Origin of the sequence: Mixta calida (assembly GCF_002953215.1) — a bacterium.
Lineage (GTDB): Bacteria > Pseudomonadota > Gammaproteobacteria > Enterobacterales > Enterobacteriaceae > Mixta > Mixta calida.
On the sequence record NZ_CP026378.1, the window covers coordinates 1,374,037 to 1,392,534 of the forward strand.

Annotated in this window: 15 protein-coding genes; 14 read left to right on the forward strand and 1 reads right to left on the reverse strand. The window is 57.0% G+C overall.

Annotated elements, in window-relative coordinates:
- Positions 1 to 9 precede the first annotated feature (9 nt).
- From C2E16_RS06490 to nei, 4 genes are read left to right on the forward strand one after another with little or no spacing between them, the layout of a single operon-like run.
- A complete protein-coding gene (locus tag C2E16_RS06490) occupies positions 10 to 738 on the forward strand; it encodes a DUF969 domain-containing protein (RefSeq protein ID WP_038627388.1) in 729 nt (242 codons plus the stop codon).
- Entirely contained in the window at positions 738 to 1,754 is a 1,017-nt protein-coding gene (locus tag C2E16_RS06495; protein ID WP_038627387.1) for a DUF979 domain-containing protein, read from the forward strand. The genes C2E16_RS06490 and C2E16_RS06495 overlap by 1 nt, the downstream gene beginning before the upstream one ends.
- Positions 1,755 to 1,761: 7 nt before the next feature.
- Positions 1,762 to 2,409: a pyroglutamyl-peptidase I gene (pcp, locus tag C2E16_RS06500; protein ID WP_038627384.1), complete on the forward strand. Its 648-nt coding sequence runs from the start codon at positions 1,762 to 1,764 to the stop codon at positions 2,407 to 2,409.
- Positions 2,410 to 2,421: 12 nt separating this feature from the next.
- Positions 2,422 to 3,210, forward strand: coding sequence for an endonuclease VIII (gene nei, locus C2E16_RS06505; protein ID WP_038627383.1), 789 nt, complete (start codon positions 2,422 to 2,424; stop codon positions 3,208 to 3,210).
- Between the two features lie 219 nt (positions 3,211 to 3,429).
- Here the strand turns inward: nei and C2E16_RS06510 are convergent, their stop codons facing one another.
- Positions 3,430 to 4,713, reverse strand: a complete 1,284-nt coding sequence (locus tag C2E16_RS06510; protein WP_038627380.1) for a citrate synthase — start codon at positions 4,711 to 4,713, stop codon at positions 3,430 to 3,432.
- Between the two features lie 632 nt (positions 4,714 to 5,345).
- Between C2E16_RS06510 and sdhC the strand changes: the two genes are divergently transcribed.
- The 10 genes from sdhC (at position 5,346) to cydB (ending at position 18,484) form a co-directional block, all read left to right on the forward strand.
- Positions 5,346 to 5,735, forward strand: a complete 390-nt coding sequence (sdhC, locus tag C2E16_RS06515) for a succinate dehydrogenase cytochrome b556 subunit (RefSeq protein WP_038630084.1) — start codon at positions 5,346 to 5,348, stop codon at positions 5,733 to 5,735.
- Positions 5,729 to 6,076 carry a succinate dehydrogenase membrane anchor subunit gene (gene sdhD / locus C2E16_RS06520; RefSeq protein ID WP_038627377.1) on the forward strand — a complete coding sequence of 116 codons (348 nt, stop codon included), beginning with the start codon at positions 5,729 to 5,731 and terminating at the stop codon, positions 6,074 to 6,076. Before sdhC ends, sdhD begins: the two co-directional genes overlap by 7 nt.
- Before the next feature lie 2 nt (positions 6,077 to 6,078).
- The gene (sdhA, locus tag C2E16_RS06525) at positions 6,079 to 7,845 is read left to right on the forward strand and encodes a succinate dehydrogenase flavoprotein subunit (protein ID WP_038627375.1); all 1,767 of its coding nucleotides are present in this window, start codon (positions 6,079 to 6,081) and stop codon (positions 7,843 to 7,845) included.
- A 17-nt stretch (positions 7,846 to 7,862) separates the two neighbouring features.
- Complete coding sequence (locus tag C2E16_RS06530; RefSeq protein ID WP_038627373.1) at positions 7,863 to 8,579, forward strand: succinate dehydrogenase iron-sulfur subunit; 717 nt, start codon at positions 7,863 to 7,865, stop codon at positions 8,577 to 8,579.
- A 267-nt stretch (positions 8,580 to 8,846) separates the two neighbouring features.
- The gene (gene sucA, locus C2E16_RS06535) at positions 8,847 to 11,654 is read left to right on the forward strand and encodes a 2-oxoglutarate dehydrogenase E1 component (RefSeq protein WP_038627370.1); all 2,808 of its coding nucleotides are present in this window, start codon (positions 8,847 to 8,849) and stop codon (positions 11,652 to 11,654) included.
- A 13-nt stretch (positions 11,655 to 11,667) separates the two neighbouring features.
- Positions 11,668 to 12,885 carry a 2-oxoglutarate dehydrogenase complex dihydrolipoyllysine-residue succinyltransferase gene (gene odhB, locus C2E16_RS06540; RefSeq protein ID WP_038627368.1) on the forward strand — a complete coding sequence of 406 codons (1,218 nt, stop codon included), beginning with the start codon at positions 11,668 to 11,670 and terminating at the stop codon, positions 12,883 to 12,885.
- A 68-nt stretch (positions 12,886 to 12,953) separates the two neighbouring features.
- Positions 12,954 to 14,120 carry an ADP-forming succinate--CoA ligase subunit beta gene (sucC, locus tag C2E16_RS06545; RefSeq protein WP_038627366.1) on the forward strand — a complete coding sequence of 389 codons (1,167 nt, stop codon included), beginning with the start codon at positions 12,954 to 12,956 and terminating at the stop codon, positions 14,118 to 14,120.
- Entirely contained in the window at positions 14,120 to 14,995 is an 876-nt protein-coding gene (gene sucD, locus C2E16_RS06550) for a succinate--CoA ligase subunit alpha (protein WP_038627364.1), read from the forward strand. The genes sucC and sucD overlap by 1 nt, the downstream gene beginning before the upstream one ends.
- A 769-nt stretch (positions 14,996 to 15,764) precedes the next feature.
- Positions 15,765 to 17,333 (forward strand): cytochrome ubiquinol oxidase subunit I, encoded by a 1,569-nt coding sequence (cydA, locus tag C2E16_RS06555; RefSeq protein ID WP_038627362.1) that lies wholly within the window; start codon positions 15,765 to 15,767, stop codon positions 17,331 to 17,333.
- Positions 17,334 to 17,344: 11 nt separating this feature from the next.
- Positions 17,345 to 18,484 (forward strand): cytochrome d ubiquinol oxidase subunit II, encoded by a 1,140-nt coding sequence (cydB, locus tag C2E16_RS06560; RefSeq protein ID WP_038627360.1) that lies wholly within the window; start codon positions 17,345 to 17,347, stop codon positions 18,482 to 18,484.
- The last annotated feature ends 14 nt before the right edge of the window (positions 18,485 to 18,498 follow it).

An 18,498-nucleotide genomic window follows, 5' to 3' on the forward strand; every position in this document is an offset into this window, starting at 1 on the left:
GAGAAAAACATGCAACCTCTGGTTAATTTATGGCCGCTGCTTGGCATCGCAGCCATCGTGGTCGGTTTTTTACTGCGATTCAACCCGGTGCTGGTGGTGATCATTGCCGGCATCATTACCGGCGTGGCGGCGCATATGCCGCTGGCCGATATTCTCGAAAAGCTGGGATCGGGCTTTCTCAGCACGCGCAACCTGCCGTTTATTTTGCTGTTGCCGCTGGCGGTTATCGGTCTGTTGGAGCGGCATGGGCTGAAAGAGCGGGCGCAGGCGTGGATAGCGACCATTAAAACCGCCACCGCCGGGCGTCTGTTGACGATTTATCTGCTGGTGCGCGAAGCGACGGCGGCGCTGGGGCTGACCAGCCTGGGCGGACATCCGCAGATGGTGCGTCCGCTGCTGGCGCCGATGGCGGAAGGGGCGACGGAAAACCGCTACGGCGAACTGCCGGAAGCGGTGCGTTACCGGCTGCGCGCCATGTCCGCCGCGACCGATAATGTCGGATTGTTCTTCGGCGAAGATATTTTCGTCGCCTTCGGCGCCATTATCTTTATGCACAATTTTATGCTGGAGTCGGGCGGCATTCAGACCGAGCCGCTGCATATCGCGCTGTGGGGCATTCCTACGGCGGTATGTGCCTTCATTATTCACGCTCTGCGCCTGCGTCGACTCGACAAGAAGCTGACGGCTGAGCTTAGCGCGCTGAACCATGCGGCGCTGCAACAGAAAGGAGGCCGCTAATGTTTCAGCAACAGTATCTGTTTTACCTGGCCGGCCTGATCCTGCTGGTGGTAGCGCTGATGTCGTGGCGCGACAAAGCGAATCCGCGACGTTTCACCACCGGACTGTTTTGGGGACTTTACGGGCTGATGTTTTTTATCGGCGACTGGGCGTATCGGCTGGCGGAGCAGTTTATGGGCGACGGCGAAGCGGGCGCGCGCGGCCTGCATATCGTGGTCGGCGCGCTGGTGGTGCTGATGGCGCTGATCGCCGGTTTTGGCGGCGTGCGTCTTGGCCGCTATCATCAGCGCAGTGAAACGGAGCGGCAGCAGGCTGCCAGCCGTCTCGGCAACCGCCTGTTTTTGCCCGCGCTGGCGATCCCGCTGGTGACGGTGGCTGGCGTACTGGCGTTTAATCATATTCCCGGACTGCAAGAAGGGCTGTTTGGCGCAGGCAATCACGCCACGCTGGTGACGCTGTTTTCCATGACCGTCGGCTGCTTCGTCGGCTGGCTGGTGGCGCTGAAAATGAGCCGCGAGAAACCGGCGCAGTCGCTACAGGAGGCGCGCCGCCTGTTGGACGCCATCGGCTGGGCTTTTATTCTGCCGCAGATCCTCGCCACCCTGGGCCTGCTGTTTACCACGGCGGGAGTAGGATCGGCCATTGCCCACCTCACTGAACACTACCTGGCAGTCGATAACCGCTTTATCGCCGTGGCGGTGTTTGTGCTGGGCATGGCGCTGTTGACGATGATTATGGGCAACGCCTTCGCCGCTTTTCCCATCATTACCGCTGGTATCGGCATTCCTATTCTGGTTTTACAACACGGCGGCAATCCAGCCGTGATGGCGGCGATCGGGATGTTTTCCGGCTACTGCGGCACGCTGATGACGCCGATGGCGGCCAACTTTAATATTGTGCCAGCCGCGCTGCTGGAGTTGCCGGATCGCAACGCGGTGATCAAGGCGCAGATACCAACCGGCGTGCTATTGTTAATTGTTAATGTATTCCTGCTCTATTTCCTGATGTTCCTGTGAGGCGATAATGAGAACTGTACTGATTACAGCGTTCGCGCCTTTTGGCGGCGAGCAGATTAACCCCTCATGGGAAGCGGTGCGCCAGCTCCATGAGCGGATGGTATGCGGTTGTAAAGTCGTCGCTAAAGAGCTGCCCTGCGCTTTCGGCGATGCGCTGACTGCGCTGTACGCCGAAATGGAGGCGCTGCAACCGGAGCTGGTGATCGCGGTAGGGCAGGCGGGCGGGCGGGCCGATATCACCGTGGAGCGCGTCGGCATCAATATTGACGATGCGCGCATCGCGGATAACAACGGCAATCAGCCGATCGATGAGCCGATCGTTCCCGACGGACCGGCGGCCTATTTCTCTACGCTGCCGATCAAAGCTATCGTGGCGGGCATTCGCGAAGCGGGCATTCCCGCGTCGGTCTCGCAAACCGCTGGCACCTTCGTCTGCAACCATGTGATGTATGGCCTGCTGCACCGTCTCGCCCAGCAGGGCAATAACGTGCGCGGCGGGTTTATTCATATTCCTTATCTGCCGGAGCAGGCGGTAAATCATCCCGGCGCGCCCAGCATGGCGGCACAAACCGTCATACTGGCGCTGGAAATGGCGGTTACCATCGCGTTACGAACGGAACAGGATCTGCGCCAGGCAGGCGGCGCGACGCACTAACAGGATAACGCTATGCCAGAAGGACCAGAGATTCGCCGCGCGGCGGATCGGCTGGAGGAAGCCATTGTCGGCAAACCGTTGACGGATGTGTGGTTTGCCTTTACGCAGTTGAAAACCTATGAAAAGGCTCTGATCGGCGAGACGGTCACTGCGATAGAAACGCGTGGCAAGGCATTGCTGACGCACTTCTCCAACGGGCTGACGCTCTACAGCCATAACCAGCTGTATGGCGTCTGGCGGGTGGTGGAAACCGGCAGCGAAGCGCAGACGCAGCGGGTGCTACGGGTGCGCCTCGCCTGCGTGGACCAGACGATTCTGCTCTACAGCGCATCGGATATTGAGATGCATAACAGCGATACGCTGGCGGCGCACCCGTTTTTACAGCGTATCGGCCCCGATGTGCTGGATATGCGCCTGACGGAGGAGGAGGTGCGCGAGCGTCTGCTTTCGCCGCGTTTCCGGCGGCGTCAGTTCAGCGGTCTGCTGCTCGATCAGGCTTTTCTGGCGGGGTTGGGCAACTACCTGCGGGTGGAGATTTTGTGGGAGGCGGAGCTGGCGCCGCAGCATCGCGCGCAGGATCTGACCGAGCCGCAGCTGCGGCGTTTATCGCAGGCGCTGCTGGCGATTCCACGCCATTCCTACCGCATGCGCGGCACGATGAAAAGCGCGCACCACGAGGCGGCCTTTCGCTTTAAAGTTTTTCATCGCGCGGGTAAAACGTGCGAACGCTGCGGCGGCGTCATTGAAAAGAGCACGCTCTCTTCGCGCCCCTTTTACTGGTGTCCCGGCTGCCAGCTTTAGCGCGGTTCAGACAATAAAAAAGGGCCCGCAGGCCCTTCAGACGCCGATGCCTAAGCGCGGGAGACAAGGACCGAAGAGCAAAGCGTCCCGCGCCAGGGAAGGCGCGGGACGAGCTGGCAGGGATGCCGTCTTTTGCGTCTTTGCGAACGGACCTTGTCTCCCGCGCGATCGCCTGAAAATATTTAAGGGCCCGCAGGCCCTTTTTCTTTGGCAGAAAAATTATTTCTGCAGCTGGGATTCGAACTCGCGCTGTTCGTAACCGGTATAGAGCTGACGCGGGCGGGCGATTTTCATGCCTTCGTCATGCATCTCTTTCCAGTGCGCAATCCAGCCGACGGTACGCGCCATGGCGAAGATCACGGTAAACATAGAGGACGGAATTCCCATCGCTTTCAGAATAATGCCGGAGTAGAAATCGACGTTCGGATAGAGTTTGCGTTCAATGAAGTAGGGGTCGTTGAGCGCAATGTGCTCCAGCTCCATCGCCACTTCCAGCAGATCGTCCTTCATGCCCAGTTCATTCAGCACTTCATGACAGGTTTCACGCATCACGGTGGCGCGCGGATCGTAGTTTTTATAAACACGATGGCCGAAGCCCATCAGGCGGAAAGAGTCGTTTTTATCTTTCGCGCGACGCACGAATTCCGGGATATGCTCTTTATGGCTGATCTCTTCCAACATACGCAGGCAGGCTTCGTTCGCGCCGCCGTGCGCCGGTCCCCACAGCGAGGCGATGCCCGCAGCGATACAGGCGAACGGGTTGGCGCCGGAGGAGCCTGCGGTACGAACGGTAGAAGTAGAGGCGTTCTGCTCATGGTCAGCGTGCAGGATCAGAATACGATCCATCGCGCGCTCCAGCACTGGGTTTACCTGGTATTCTTCGCACGGGGTGGCGAACATCATATGCAGGAAGTTGCCGGCGTAGGAGAGGTCGTTGCGCGGATAAACAAACGGCTGACCAATCGAGTATTTGTAGCACATCGCAGCCACGGTCGGCATCTTGGAGAGCAGACGGAACGCGGCGATTTCACGGTGGCGCTCGATGTTAACATCCAGTGAGTCGTGGTAGAACGCCGCCAGTGCGCCGGTTACACCGCACATTACCGCCATCGGATGAGAGTCGCGGCGGAAGCCGTGAAACAGACGGGTGATCTGCTCATGAATCATGGTATGGCGCGTAACGGTGGTGCGGAACTCTTCAAACTGTTCCTGGGTCGGCGCTTCGCCGTTCAGCAGGATATAGCAGACTTCCAGATAGTTAGAGTGGGTGGCGAGCTGATCGATAGGATAACCGCGGTGGAGCAGGATACCCTCATCACCGTCGATATAGGTGATCTTCGATTCACAGGACGCAGTAGAGGTAAAACCGGGGTCGAACGTGAATAAGCCTTTTGAGCCGAGGCTTCGTACGTCAACAACGTCCTGGCCCAGCGTGCCGTGTAGCACGTCCAGTTCGACAGGAGCTTCACCGTTCAGGGTTAGCGTCACTTTTTTATCAGACATTTACAGTCTCCTTAGCGCCATATTTGGTGGATCTTTGACACCAAAATTACCATCATGCTGCGGATTGCGTGAAAGAATGCAGACTATCAACTCTGTGGCATGTTGTCGCGTGCAGGGTACAGAGTGACGGGCGCGGTTGGAAGCTTCCGGCAAACATGATGCTAATGCGTTCTGCGGTTGTTAAAGATCCGTTCTGGTCATTATAGAATTTTAACTAATAACCTGATGCATTTAGCAATTTATTTAATCACTGTTACATAACTTGTGTTTAGGGGAAAGTGTATCCCCATAACTTTTGCGCATCATAGGACTTTTGTGCGTTAGTTTGTAACTGAAATGTTGAAGTTTTGTCAAATCAGATAATTAAATTTGTTTAAAATGTGAAATTTGAGAGATCGATCACTGTTCTGCCTAAATGTTTCCAAAGCGTTTGTAGGGGAATTGTAATAAGAATGTGATCGTCCTATACTGCCGCCAGGTCTCCGGAATACCCTGACACCAGGAGCCACCCAGCGTTTTTATCGCTTCAATTAACACTGGATGTTGCTGTTTTGGTGCCGGTGCGCAGTCTGACCACGCCCGTGATCGGCTTTCACCTTCAGGACCGGAGGAAGCAAAATAAGAAAGGCTGTGTGGGCAAAACCGTGAAAAAACAAAGACCTGTCAACTTGGATCTCACTACGATCCGGTTTCCCGTTACTGCAATTGCGTCCATTCTCCACCGCGTTTCCGGCGTCATCAGTTTTGTGGCCGTCGGTATTCTGCTCTGGCTACTGGGTCTCTCGCTCTCCTCACCCGAAGGCTTCCTGCAAGCATCTGCCGTAATGAACAGCTTTTTCGCTAAGTTCATTATGTGGGGCATCCTTACCGCACTGGCCTGGCACACTGTCGGCGGCATTCGTCACATGCTGATGGACTTCGGTTATTTGGCTGAAACCCAGCGCGTCGGCAACAGCTCTGCGCGCATCGGCTTCGGCATTACTATCGTGCTTTCAATTCTGGCTGGAGTCCTCGTATGGTAAGCAATGCTACTGCACTGGGGCGCAATGGCGTTCAGGACTGGCTGCTGCTGCGCGCCACTGCAATCCTCATTACGCTCTATACCCTGTATATCCTCGGCTTCTTTATTATGTCGGATACCCTGACATACGATATCTGGCGCGCCTTCTTCGCCTCTTCCTTTACCAAGGTCTTTACGCTGCTGACGCTGTTCTCCACCGTCATCCACGGCTGGATCGGCATGTGGCAGGTATTGACGGACTACATTAAGCCGCTGGCGTGGCGCCTGCTGTTGCAGCTGGTGATTGTCGTCGCGCTGTTGGTCTATGCGATTTATGGAACTGTTGTGGTGTGGGGTGCGTGAGAATGAATTTGCCAGTCAGAGAGTTTGATGCCGTAGTGATCGGGGCAGGCGGCGCAGGTATGCGCGCGGCCCTACAGATTTCCCAGGCGGGGCAGAGCTGCGCCCTGCTGTCTAAAGTTTTCCCTACCCGTTCCCATACCGTGTCTGCGCAGGGCGGTATCACCGTCGCGCTGGGCAACAGCCATGAAGATAACTGGGAATGGCACATGTACGATACGGTGAAAGGTTCCGACTATATCGGCGACCAGGACGCGATCGAGTATATGTGTAAAACCGGCCCGGAAGCGATTCTGGAGCTGGAGCATATGGGCCTGCCGTTCTCCCGCCTTGACGACGGCCGCATTTATCAGCGTCCGTTCGGCGGCCAGTCGCGCAACTTCGGCGGCGAGCAGGCTGCGCGCACCGCGGCGGCAGCCGACCGTACCGGCCATGCGCTGCTGCATACCCTGTATCAGCAGAACCTGAAAAATAAAACCACTATTTTCTCCGAATGGTACGCGCTGGATCTGGTGAAAAACCAGGATGGCGCTGTGGTGGGCTGCACCGCGCTGAGCATTGAAACCGGCGAAGTGGTCTACTTCAAGGCGAAAGCCACGGTGCTGGCCACCGGCGGTGCGGGCCGTATCTACCAGTCTACCACTAACGCGCATATCAATACCGGCGACGGCGTCGGCATGGCGCTGCGCGCAGGCGTGCCGGTGCAGGATATGGAGATGTGGCAGTTCCACCCGACCGGCATCGCGGGCGCGGGCGTACTGGTGACCGAAGGCTGCCGCGGCGAAGGCGGCTACCTGCTGAACAAGCACGGCGAGCGCTTTATGGAGCGTTACGCGCCGAACGCCAAAGATCTGGCGGGCCGCGATGTCGTGGCGCGTTCGATGATGATTGAAATTCGTGAAGGCCGCGGCTGCGAAGGCCCATGGGGTCCGCACATTAAGCTGAAGCTGGATCACCTGGGCAGCGAAGTGCTGGAGTCGCGTCTGCCGGGTATCCTGGAGCTGTCGCGCACCTTTGCCCACGTCGATCCGGTAAAAGAGCCGATTCCGGTTATCCCGACCTGCCACTATATGATGGGCGGCGTTCCGACCAAAGTGACCGGTCAGGCGCTGACCCTGAATGAAAAAGGCGAAGATGTGGTGGTGCCGGGCCTGTTCGCCGTCGGTGAAATCGCCTGCGTATCGGTGCACGGCGCCAACCGTCTCGGCGGCAATTCGCTGCTGGACCTGGTGGTCTTCGGCCGCGCCGCCGGCCTGCATCTGCTGGAATCTATCCAGGAGCAGGGCGAGCTGCGCGACGCGACGGCGGATGACATCGATGCCGCGATGGCGCGCTACCGCCGCTGGGATAACAACACCACGGGTGAAGATCCGGTTGAGATCCGCAAAGCGCTGCAAAGTTGCATGCAGAATAACTTCTCGGTATTCCGTGAAGGCGACGCAATGGCGAAAGGGCTGGAGGATCTGAAGCAGATCCGCGAGCGCCTGAAGCACGCGCGTCTGGACGATCGCTCCAGCGACTTCAACACGCAGCGTGTTGAATGTCTGGAGCTGGATAACCTGATGGAAACCGCTTTTGCTACCGCCGTGGCAGCCAACTACCGCACGGAAAGCCGCGGCGCTCACAGCCGTTTTGACTACCCGGATCGTGACGATGAGAACTGGCTGTGCCATTCGCTCTATCTGCCGCAAACCGAAAGCATGACGCGCCGTGAGGTGAACATGCAGCCGAAACTGCGCGCCGCTTTCCCGCCGAAAGTGCGTACCTACTAATTTGCGGAGAAAAAACGATGAGACTCGAATTTTCCATTTATCGTTATAACCCGGATGTGGATGACGCGCCCCGTATGCAGGATTACACCCTGGAAGCGGAAGACGGACGCGACATGATGCTGCTGGACGCGCTGATTAAGCTGAAAGAGAAAGATCCGTCGTTGGCGTTCCGCCGCTCCTGTCGTGAAGGGGTGTGCGGCTCCGACGGTCTGAACATGAACGGCCGCAACGGGCTGGCGTGCATTACGCCGGTTTCGGCGCTGGGCAACGGCAAAAAGAAAATTGTCATTCGTCCGCTGCCGGGCCTGCCGGTAATCCGCGACTTAGTCGTGGACATGGGGCAGTTCTACAAGCAGTATGAGAAGATTAAGCCTTACCTGTTGAATAATGGCGAAAATCCGCCCGCGCGCGAGCATTTGCAGACGCCGGACGAGCGTGCGCATCTGGATGGACTTTATGAGTGTATCCTCTGCGCCTGCTGCTCAACCTCTTGCCCGTCGTTCTGGTGGAACCCGGATAAGTTCGTTGGGCCTGCGGGACTGCTGGCTGCCTATCGCTTCCTGATTGACAGCCGCGACACAGAAACCGACGCGCGTCTGGACAACCTGAGCGATGCTTTCAGCGTATTCCGCTGCCACAGCATCATGAACTGTGTCAGCGTTTGCCCTAAAGGGTTAAACCCTACAAAGGCAATCGGCCACATTAAGTCTATGCTGTTGCAACGTAACGCGTAACGAAAATGCCGTCCGGGAACTCAGGTTCCCGGATGTTTTACGGAGACCCCGGTAAGGTCTGTCAGGGCGAAAATGCGCCGCCGCGACAAACCTTACCAAGGTTCCCTTACGGGCCAGGGCATCGGTTGCCCACAGCGCTCGTATCGATGAACTGGATCTGGCTGTGCCGCGCGCCTCACAAGCAGGCGCGGGACGCAGCGTTGGGCAAGCCGGTAATCCGGCAACAATGAAACCTCGAAAAAAGCATGAAATGCTTAAGGGATCACAATGCAGAACAGCGCAATGAAGCCCTGGCTTGACTCCTCCTGGCTGGCCGGCGCGAACCAATCTTACATAGAGCAGCTCTATGAGGATTTTCTCACCGATCCTGAATCTGTTGATGCTGTGTGGCGCGACATGTTCCAGCAGCTGCCCGGCACCGGGCTCAAGCCTGAGCAGTTCCACTCCTCGACGCGCGACTACTTCCGTCGCCTGGCGAAAGACACCTCACGCTATGCCGCCTCCGTTGGCGATCCCGATGCCAATGCCAAACAGGTTAAAGTCCTGCAGTTAATCAACGCTTACCGCTTCCGTGGACATCAGCACGCTAACCTCGATCCGCTGGGCCTGTGGCAGCAGGAGCAGGTGGCGGATCTCGATCCCGCCTTTCACGGCCTGAGCGAAGCGGACTATCAGGAAACCTTCAACGTCGGCTCCTTCGCTATCGGTAAAGATCGTCTGCCGCTTGGCGAATTGATCAACGCGCTGAAGCAGACCTACTGCGGTTCGATCGGCGCGGAATATATGCATATCACCAATACCGAAGAGAAGCGCTGGATCCAGCAGCGTATCGAATCGGTAGTGGGCCACGCCGCCTTCAGCAACGAAGAGAAAAAAGGTTTTCTGAAAGAGCTGACCGCGGCGGAAGGGCTGGAACGTTATCTGGGCGCGAAATTTCCCGGCGCGAAACGCTTCTCGCTGGAAGGCGGCGACGCGCTGGTGCCGATGCTGCGCGAAATGATCCGCCACGCCGGTAAAAACGGCACCCGCGAAGTGGTCATGGGCATGGCGCACCGCGGCCGTCTGAACGTGCTGATCAACGTGCTGGGCAAAAAGCCGCAGGATCTGTTCGACGAGTTCGCCGGCAAGCATAAAGAGCATCTCGGCACCGGCGACGTGAAATATCACATGGGCTTCTCCTCCGACGTAGAGACCGAAGGCGGCATGGTTCACCTGGCGCTGGCGTTCAACCCGTCGCACCTGGAGATCGTCAGCCCGGTGGTGATGGGCTCGGTACGCGCGCGTCTCGATCGTCTGGATGAGCCGGTCAGCAATAAAGTGCTGCCGATCACCATTCACGGCGATGCGGCGGTTATCGGCCAGGGCGTGGTGCAGGAAACCCTGAACATGTCTCAGGCGCGCGGCTATGAAGTGGGCGGTACGGTGCGTATCGTGATCAACAACCAGATCGGTTTCACCACCTCTAACCCGAAAGACGCCCGTTCCACCCAGTACTGTACCGATATCGGCAAAATGGTGCAGTCGCCGATCTTCCACGTCAACGCTGACGACCCGGAAGCGGTGGCCTTCGTCACCCGTCTGGCGCTCGATTTCCGCAATACCTTCAAGCGCGACGTCTTTATCGACCTGGTTTGCTATCGCCGCCACGGCCATAACGAAGCGGACGAGCCGAGCGCCACGCAGCCGGTGATGTACCAGAAAATCAAAAAGCATCCGACGCCGCGTAAAATTTACGCCGATCGTCTGGAAGCGGAGCAGGTGATCAACCTGGAAGACGCCACTGAGATGGTCAACCTTTACCGTGACGCGCTTGATGCGGGCGAATGCGTGGTGCCGGAATGGCGTCCGATGAGCCTGCACTCTTTCACCTGGTCTCCTTATCTCAACCACGAGTGGGATGAGAGCTACCCGGAGAAAGTAGACATCAAACGTCTGCAGGAACTGGCTAAACGCATCAGTCAGGTGCCGGAGTCGGTGGAAGTGCAGTCGCGCGTGGCGAAAATTTACAATGACCGCGCCGAAATGGCGGCGGGCAATAAGCTGTTCGACTGGGGCGCCGCGGAAAACCTGGCCTACGCCACGCTGGTGGACGAAGGCATTCCGGTGCGCATCTCCGGCGAAGACTCCGGTCGCGGCACCTTCTTCCATCGTCATGCAGTGATCCACAACCAGGCGAACGGCTCGACTTACACCCCGTTGCAGCATATTCACAACGGCCAGGGGCAGTTCAGGGTCTGGGACTCCGTGCTGTCGGAAGAAGCGGTGCTGGCGTTCGAGTATGGCTACGCCACGGCGGAACCGCGCACCCTGACTATCTGGGAAGCGCAGTTCGGCGACTTCGCCAACGGCGCGCAGGTGGTGATCGACCAGTTCATCAGCTCCGGTGAGCAGAAATGGGGCCGGATGTGCGGCCTGGTGATGCTGCTGCCGCACGGCTACGAAGGGCAGGGGCCGGAACACTCCTCGGCGCGTCTGGAGCGTTATCTCCAGCTTTGCGCAGAACAGAATATGCAGGTGTGCGTGCCGTCCACGCCGGCGCAGGTTTACCACATGCTGCGTCGTCAGGCGCTGCGCGGTATGCGCCGTCCGCTGGTAGTGATGTCGCCGAAGTCGCTGCTGCGTCATCCGCTGGCCGTTTCTTCGCTGGATGAGCTGGCGAACGGCAGCTTCCAGCCTGCTATCGGCGAAGTCGACGACCTCGATCCGAAAGCGGTGAAACGCGTGGTGCTGTGCGCCGGCAAGGTCTACTACGATCTGCTGGAGCAGCGCCGCAAAAATGAACAAAACGATGTCGCCATCGTGCGTATTGAGCAGCTCTATCCGTTCCCGCATAAAGCGGTGCAGGAAGCGTTGCAGCCTTACGCGCACGTGCATGATTTCGTCTGGTGTCAGGAGGAGCCGCTGAATCAGGGCGCCTGGTATTGCAGCCAGCACCACTTCCGTGAAGTGGTTCCTTTTGGTGCTTCTTTACGTTATGCCGGTCGTCCGGCTTCCGCTTCACCTGCTGTAGGTTACATGTCCGTACACCTGAAACAGCAGCAAGACCTGGTTAATGACGCGCTGAACGTTGATTAAATAAGGAAAGATAATGAGTAGCGTAGATATTCTCGTTCCCGACCTGCCTGAATCTGTTGCTGACGCCACTGTAGCAACCTGGCATAAAAAACCGGGCGATGCGGTAAGCCGCGATGAAGTGCTGGTTGAAATCGAAACGGATAAAGTTGTTCTGGAAGTGCCTGCTTCCGCTGACGGCGTGCTGGAAGCCGTACTGGAAGACGAAGGCGCCACCGTGACCTCGCGTCAAATCCTGGGCCGTCTGAAAGAAGGCAACAGCGGCGGCAAAGAGACCACCGCCAAAGCGGAAAGCAACGAATCGACTCCGGCGCAGCGTCAGTCCGCGTCGCTGGAAGAAGAGAGCAACGACGCCCTGAGCCCGGCGATCCGTCGTCTGATTGCCGAGCACAGCCTGGACGCGACAGCCATTAAAGGCACCGGCGTCGGCGGCCGCATCACCCGCGAAGATGTGGAAAAACATCTGAAGCAGCAGCCGGCTGCGGCGAAAGCCGAACCGAAACAGGATGCCGCTCCGCAGCAGCCGCTGGCGGGCCGCAGCGAGAAGCGCGTACCGATGACGCGTCTGCGTAAGCGCGTCGCTGAACGCCTGCTGGAAGCGAAGAACAGCACCGCGATGCTGACCACCTTCAACGAAGTGAACATGAAGCCGATCATGGATCTGCGCAAGCAGTACGGCGACGCCTTCGAGAAGCGTCACGGCGTGCGTCTGGGCTTTATGTCCTTCTATATTAAGGCGGTTGTGGAAGCGCTGAAACGTTACCCGGAAGTGAACGCCTCTATCGACGGCGACGATGTGGTTTACCACAACTACTTCGACGTCAGCATCGCCGTTTCTACGCCGCGCGGTCTGGTGACGCCGGTGCTGCGCGATGTCGATACGCTGAGCATGGCGGATATCGAGAAGAAAATTAAAGAGCTGGCGGTAAAAGGCCGCGACGGCAAGCTGACCGTTGAAGAGCTGACCGGCGGCAACTTTACCATCACCAACGGCGGCGTCTTCGGTTCGCTGATGTCCACGCCGATCATCAACCCGCCGCAGAGCGCTATTCTGGGCATGCACGCCATTAAAGATCGTCCGATGGCGGTCAATGGTCAGGTAGTGATTCTGCCAATGATGTATCTGGCGCTCTCTTACGATCACCGTCTGATCGATGGCCGCGAATCCGTCGGCTATCTGGTTGCAGTGAAAGAGATGCTGGAAGATCCGGCGCGCCTGCTGCTGGACGTCTAATCTTGCCGGGCGCGGTTAAGCCGCGCCCAACGTTATTAATCTTTTCAGACCTGAATGGATAGAACATCATGAACTTACACGAGTACCAGGCGAAACAGCTGTTTGCACGGTATGGCTTACCGGCACCCACCGGTTACGCCTGCACTACGCCACGTGAAGCAGAAGAAGCGGCCTCTAAAATCGGCGCAGGCCCGTGGGTAGTTAAATGTCAGGTTCATGCCGGCGGCCGCGGTAAAGCGGGCGGTGTGAAAGTGGTTAAGAGCAAAGAAGAGATCCGCGCCTTTGCTGAAAACTGGCTGGGTAAACGTCTGGTCACTTACCAAACGGATGCGGAAGGACAGCCGGTAAACCAGATTCTGGTGGAAGCTGCAACCGATATCGATCAGGAACTCTATCTGGGCGCCGTGGTAGACCGCAGCTCGCGTCGCGTGGTGTTCATGGCCTCTACTGAAGGCGGTGTAGAGATTGAGAAAGTGGCGGAAGAAACGCCGCACCTGATTCATAAAATGGCGCTCGATCCGCTGACTGGCCCGCAGCCTTATCAGGGACGCGAGCTGGCGTTCAAGCTGGGTCTGAGCGGCAAGCAGGTGAATCAGTTCACCAAAATCTTTATGGGCCTCGCCACCATGTTCCTGGAGCGCGACCTGGCGCTGGTTGAGATCAACCCGCTGGTTATTACCAAACAGGGTGATCTGATCTGCCTGGACGGCAAACTGGGCGCTGACGGTAACGCCATGTTCCGCCAGCCGGAACTGCGCGAAATGCGCGATCCGAGCCAGGAAGATCCGCGCGAAGCGCACGCGACGCAGTGGGAACTGAACTACGTTGCGCTGGAAGGCAACATCGGCTGTATGGTGAACGGTGCCGGTCTGGCAATGGGCACCATGGACATCGTGAAACATCACGGCGGCCAGCCTGCTAACTTCCTTGACGTGGGCGGCGGCGCAACCAAAGAGCGCGTGACCGAAGCGTTTAAAATCATCCTGTCTGACGACGCGGTGAAAGCAGTATTCGTTAACATCTTCGGCGGCATCGTACGCTGCGACCTGATCGCCGACGGCATTATCGGCGCGGTAGCCGAAGTGGGCGTCAACGTGCCGGTCGTGGTGCGTCTTGAAGGGAACAACGCTGAGCTGGGCGCACAGAAACTGGCGGACAGCGGACTGAACATTATTGCAGCAACCAGCCTGACCGACGCGGCCCAACGCGTTGTTGCTGCAGCGGAGGGTAAATAATGTCCATTTTGATCGACAAAAACACCAAAGTTATCTGCCAGGGTTTCACCGGCGGCCAGGGTACATTCCACTCTGAGCAGGCGCTGGCCTATGGCACGCAGCTGGTTGGCGGCGTGACGCCGGGCAAAGGCGGCACCACCCATCTCGGTCTGCCGGTGTTTAACACCGTGCGCGAAGCGGTGGAAGCCACCGGCGCGACCGCCTCTGTGATCTACGTTCCGGCTCCGTTCTGTAAAGACGGCATCCTGGAAGCGATCGATGCGGGCATTAAATTGATCATCACCATCACCGAAGGTATCCCGACGCTGGATATGCTGACGGTGAAAGTGAAGCTGGATGAAGCGGGCGTGCGCATGATCGGCCCGAACTGTCCGGGCGTTATTACTCCAGGCGAATGTAAAATCGGCATCATGCCGGGTCACATTCATCAGCCTGGCCGCATCGGCATCGTTTCTCGCTCCGGCACGCTGACCTATGAAGCCGTCAAGCAGACCACCGACATCGGCTACGGTCAGTCCACCTGCGTGGGCATCGGCGGCGACCCGATTCCGGGCTCCAACTTCATCGATATTCTGGAGATGTTCCAGAACGATCCGCAGACTGAAGCCATCGTCATGATCGGCGAAATCGGCGGCAGCGCCGAAGAAGAAGCGGCCGCTTACATCAAAGAACATGTCACCAAACCGGTTGTGGGCTACATTGCGGGCGTGACTGCGCCAAAAGGCAAGCGTATGGGCCACGCTGGCGCCATCATTGCGGGCGGCAAAGGTACGGCGGATGAGAAGTTCGCTGCGCTGGAAGCGGCTGGCGTAAAAACTGTTCGTAGCCTGGCAGACATTGGCGACGCTGTAAAAGCTGTTCTCCCTCTCAACTAATCTGTGTCAGATTATTCAGCCTATTGGCCACCTTCGGGTGGCCTTTTTTATGTTCCCGTTGAGTGTCCTGCGCCTGCTGCTTTAATGCTCTCTGTTATTTCCCGTTAACGCTTAGCGTGTATAGGGTGCGTCTAACCGTTTTACCTTCATTGTCCAGATTTTTTGTTAATAAAGGGTAATCAACAGGCTAATAAGTGTAAAAATTAAATATTTTTAATTAACATTAATAGCCGGGAAATAATAAATAAAAGGCTTATTAAGAATGATTATTTCTGGGTTTTTATTAAGGACTCACTGGTCATATAACTGGAAAATAACTTATATAATCTTTTGTTTAAATAATTAAAAACAAATTTTTTACTTTTTGTGGTTTTGATTTACTCAGGTTTAACTGTTACGCTATTTTTTATAACTTACTGAAATTAAAGGATAATTAATCATTTTTCGTTTTTTTAATTAATTTGAGCTATATCAAGTTCATCCTTATAACCCTTTTTCGTTAAATGCGAACCTGGATCAAAAAATATTTTCCAGGTCACACTAATTTTTCTTTACCGTATCGTTTGTATGGGTATGATATTCCCGTCTCACTCTGGAAGTGATTATTAAATTCAATTCAACCGCTGGTGAGCGGTCAAAAGCGTTCGTCCGTTAACCAGTAATAAAAACAGCTTTTTTTATTCAGCAATCAGCATGGCGCTATTTGTCCGCTGCGGCGCTCAATACACACCATGTCTTAAATGCTTTCAGCAAAAAGCAAGGGGTTAAGATGTTTGATATCGTCGAACTGTCGCGTTTACAGTTTGCCCTGACGGCGATGTACCATTTCCTGTTCGTGCCGCTGACGCTGGGGATGGCGTTTCTGTTAGCGATCATGGAAACCGTCTATGTCCTGTCGGGTAAACAAATCTACAAAGACATGACCAAATTCTGGGGCAAGTTGTTTGGCATCAACTTTGCGCTGGGTGTCGCAACGGGCCTGACTATGGAATTCCAGTTTGGCACCAACTGGTCTTATTACTCTCACTATGTCGGCGATATCTTCGGTGCCCCGCTGGCGATCGAAGGCCTGATGGCCTTTTTCCTCGAATCCACTTTTGTCGGCCTCTTTTTCTTCGGCTGGGATCGGCTGGGCAAAGTACAGCATATGGCCGTCACCTGGCTGGTCGCGCTGGGGTCCAACCTCTCCGCGCTCTGGATTCTGGTCGCTAACGGCTGGATGCAGAATCCTGTCGCTTCCGAATTCAACTTCGAAACCATGCGCATGGAGATGGTGAGCTTCTCCGAGCTGGTGCTGAACCCGGTGGCGCAGGTGAAATTCGTGCATACCGTTGCGGCGGGCTACACCACCGGCGCCATGTTTATTCTCGGCATCAGCGCTTACTACCTGCTGCGCGGCCGCGATCTCGCCTTCGCTAAACGTTCTTTCGCCATTGCGGCCAGCTTCGGCATGGCGGCGGTGTTGTCGGTGATCGTGCTGGGCGATGAATCTGGTTATGAGATGGGCGACGTGCAGAAAACCAAGCTGGCGGCAATTGAAGCGGAATGGGAAACCCAGCCCGCGCCGGCCGCCTTTACGCTGTTTGGCCTGCCGAATCAGCTGACGCAGGAGAACGGTTACGCCATCCAGATTCCTTACCTGCTGGGCCTGATCGCCACCCGTTCGGTGGATAAGCCAGTTATCGGCCTGAAAGATCTGATGGCGCAGCATGAGGTGCGCATCCGCAACGGCATGAAAGCCTATCAGCTGCTGGAGGAGCTGCGCGCTGGCAATACCGATCCGGCAGTGCGTGAAGCGTTCAACGGCCATAAACAGGATCTCGGCTACGGTCTGCTGCTGAAGCGTTATACGCCGAACGTCACCGACGCGACGGAAGCGCAGATCAAACAGGCGACGCAGGATTCCATTCCACACGTCGCGCCGCTCTATTTCTCTTTCCGCATCATGGTGCTGTGCGGCGTGTTGATGCTGGGCATCATCGGCCTCTCTTTCTGGAGCGTGCTTCGCAACCGCATCGGCAAAAACCGCTGGCTGCTGAAGGCGGCGCTGTATGGCATTCCGCTGCCGTGGATCGCCGTCGAAGCGGGCTGGTTCGTGGCGGAATATGGCCGTCAGCCCTGGGCGATTGGCGAAGTGCTGCCGACGGCGGTCGCCAACTCGACGCTGACGGTCGGCGATCTGCTGTTCTCCATGGGCCTGATTTGCGGTCTCTACACGCTGTTCCTGGTGGTGGAGATGTACCTGATGTTCAAGTTCGCTCGTCTGGGCCCAAGCAGCCTGAAAACCGGACGCTATCACTATGAGCAGTCCACTGTCGCTTCGCAGCCGATGCAGTAAAGGAGCCAGCTATGTTGGATTATGAAGTTGTACGTTTTATCTGGTGGCTGCTGATCGGCGTGTTGCTGATTGGCTTCGCGGTCGCCGACGGTTTCGATATGGGCGTGGGAATGCTGTCGCGCATTCTGGGTCGCACCGATACCGAACGCCGCATCATGATTAACAGTATCGCGCCGCACTGGGACGGCAACCAGGTGTGGCTGATCACCGCCGGCGGCGCGCTGTTCGCCGCCTGGCCAATGGTCTATGCGGCGGCCTTTTCCGGCTTCTATGTGGCGATGATTCTGGTGCTGGCCTCGCTTTTCTTCCGCCCGGTCGGTTTTGACTACCGCTCTAAAATCGAAGATATGCGCTGGCGTAAGCTGTGGGACTGGGGCATTTTCCTCGGCAGCTTCGTGCCGCCGCTGGTGATTGGCGTGGCGTTCGGCAACCTGCTGCAGGGCGTGCCTTTTCATGCCGACGCCTATCTGCGTCTCTACTACACCGGTAACTTCTTCCAGCTGCTGAACCCGTTCGGCCTGCTGGCGGGCGTCGTCAGCCTGACGATGATCCTGACGCAAGGCGCCACTTATCTGCAGATGCGCACCGGCGGCGAGCTGTATCTACGCGCCCGCGCGGCGGCGCAAATCAGCGCGCTGGTGATGCTGGCGGCGTTCGCGCTGGCGGGCGTCTGGGTCATGTACGGCATTGACGGCTACGTGGTGACCAGCGCTATCGATCGCGCCGCGGCCTCTAACCCGTTAAATAAAGAAGTCGCGCGCGAAGCGGGCGCCTGGCTGCTTAACTTTAACCGCTATCCGCTGCTGTGGCTGATCCCGGCGCTGGGCCTGCTGTTCCCGCTGTTAACGGCGCTCTGCTCACGAATGAAGAAGGGCGCCTGGGCGTTTCTGTTCTCCTCGCTGACGCTGGCCTGCGTCATTCTTACCGCCGGGGTGGCGATGTTCCCCTTCATTATGCCGTCCAGCACGCAGCCGAACATGAGCTTGACGCTGTGGGATGCTACCTCAAGCCTGATGACGCTGAAGCTGATGCTTTATGTGGCAATGGTATTTGTGCCGGTCATTCTGATTTACACCAGCTGGTGCTACTACAAAATGTTCGGCCGCATCACCAAAGAACATATTGAAAGCAACACACATTCACTCTATTAACGGAGGCGTTTAGC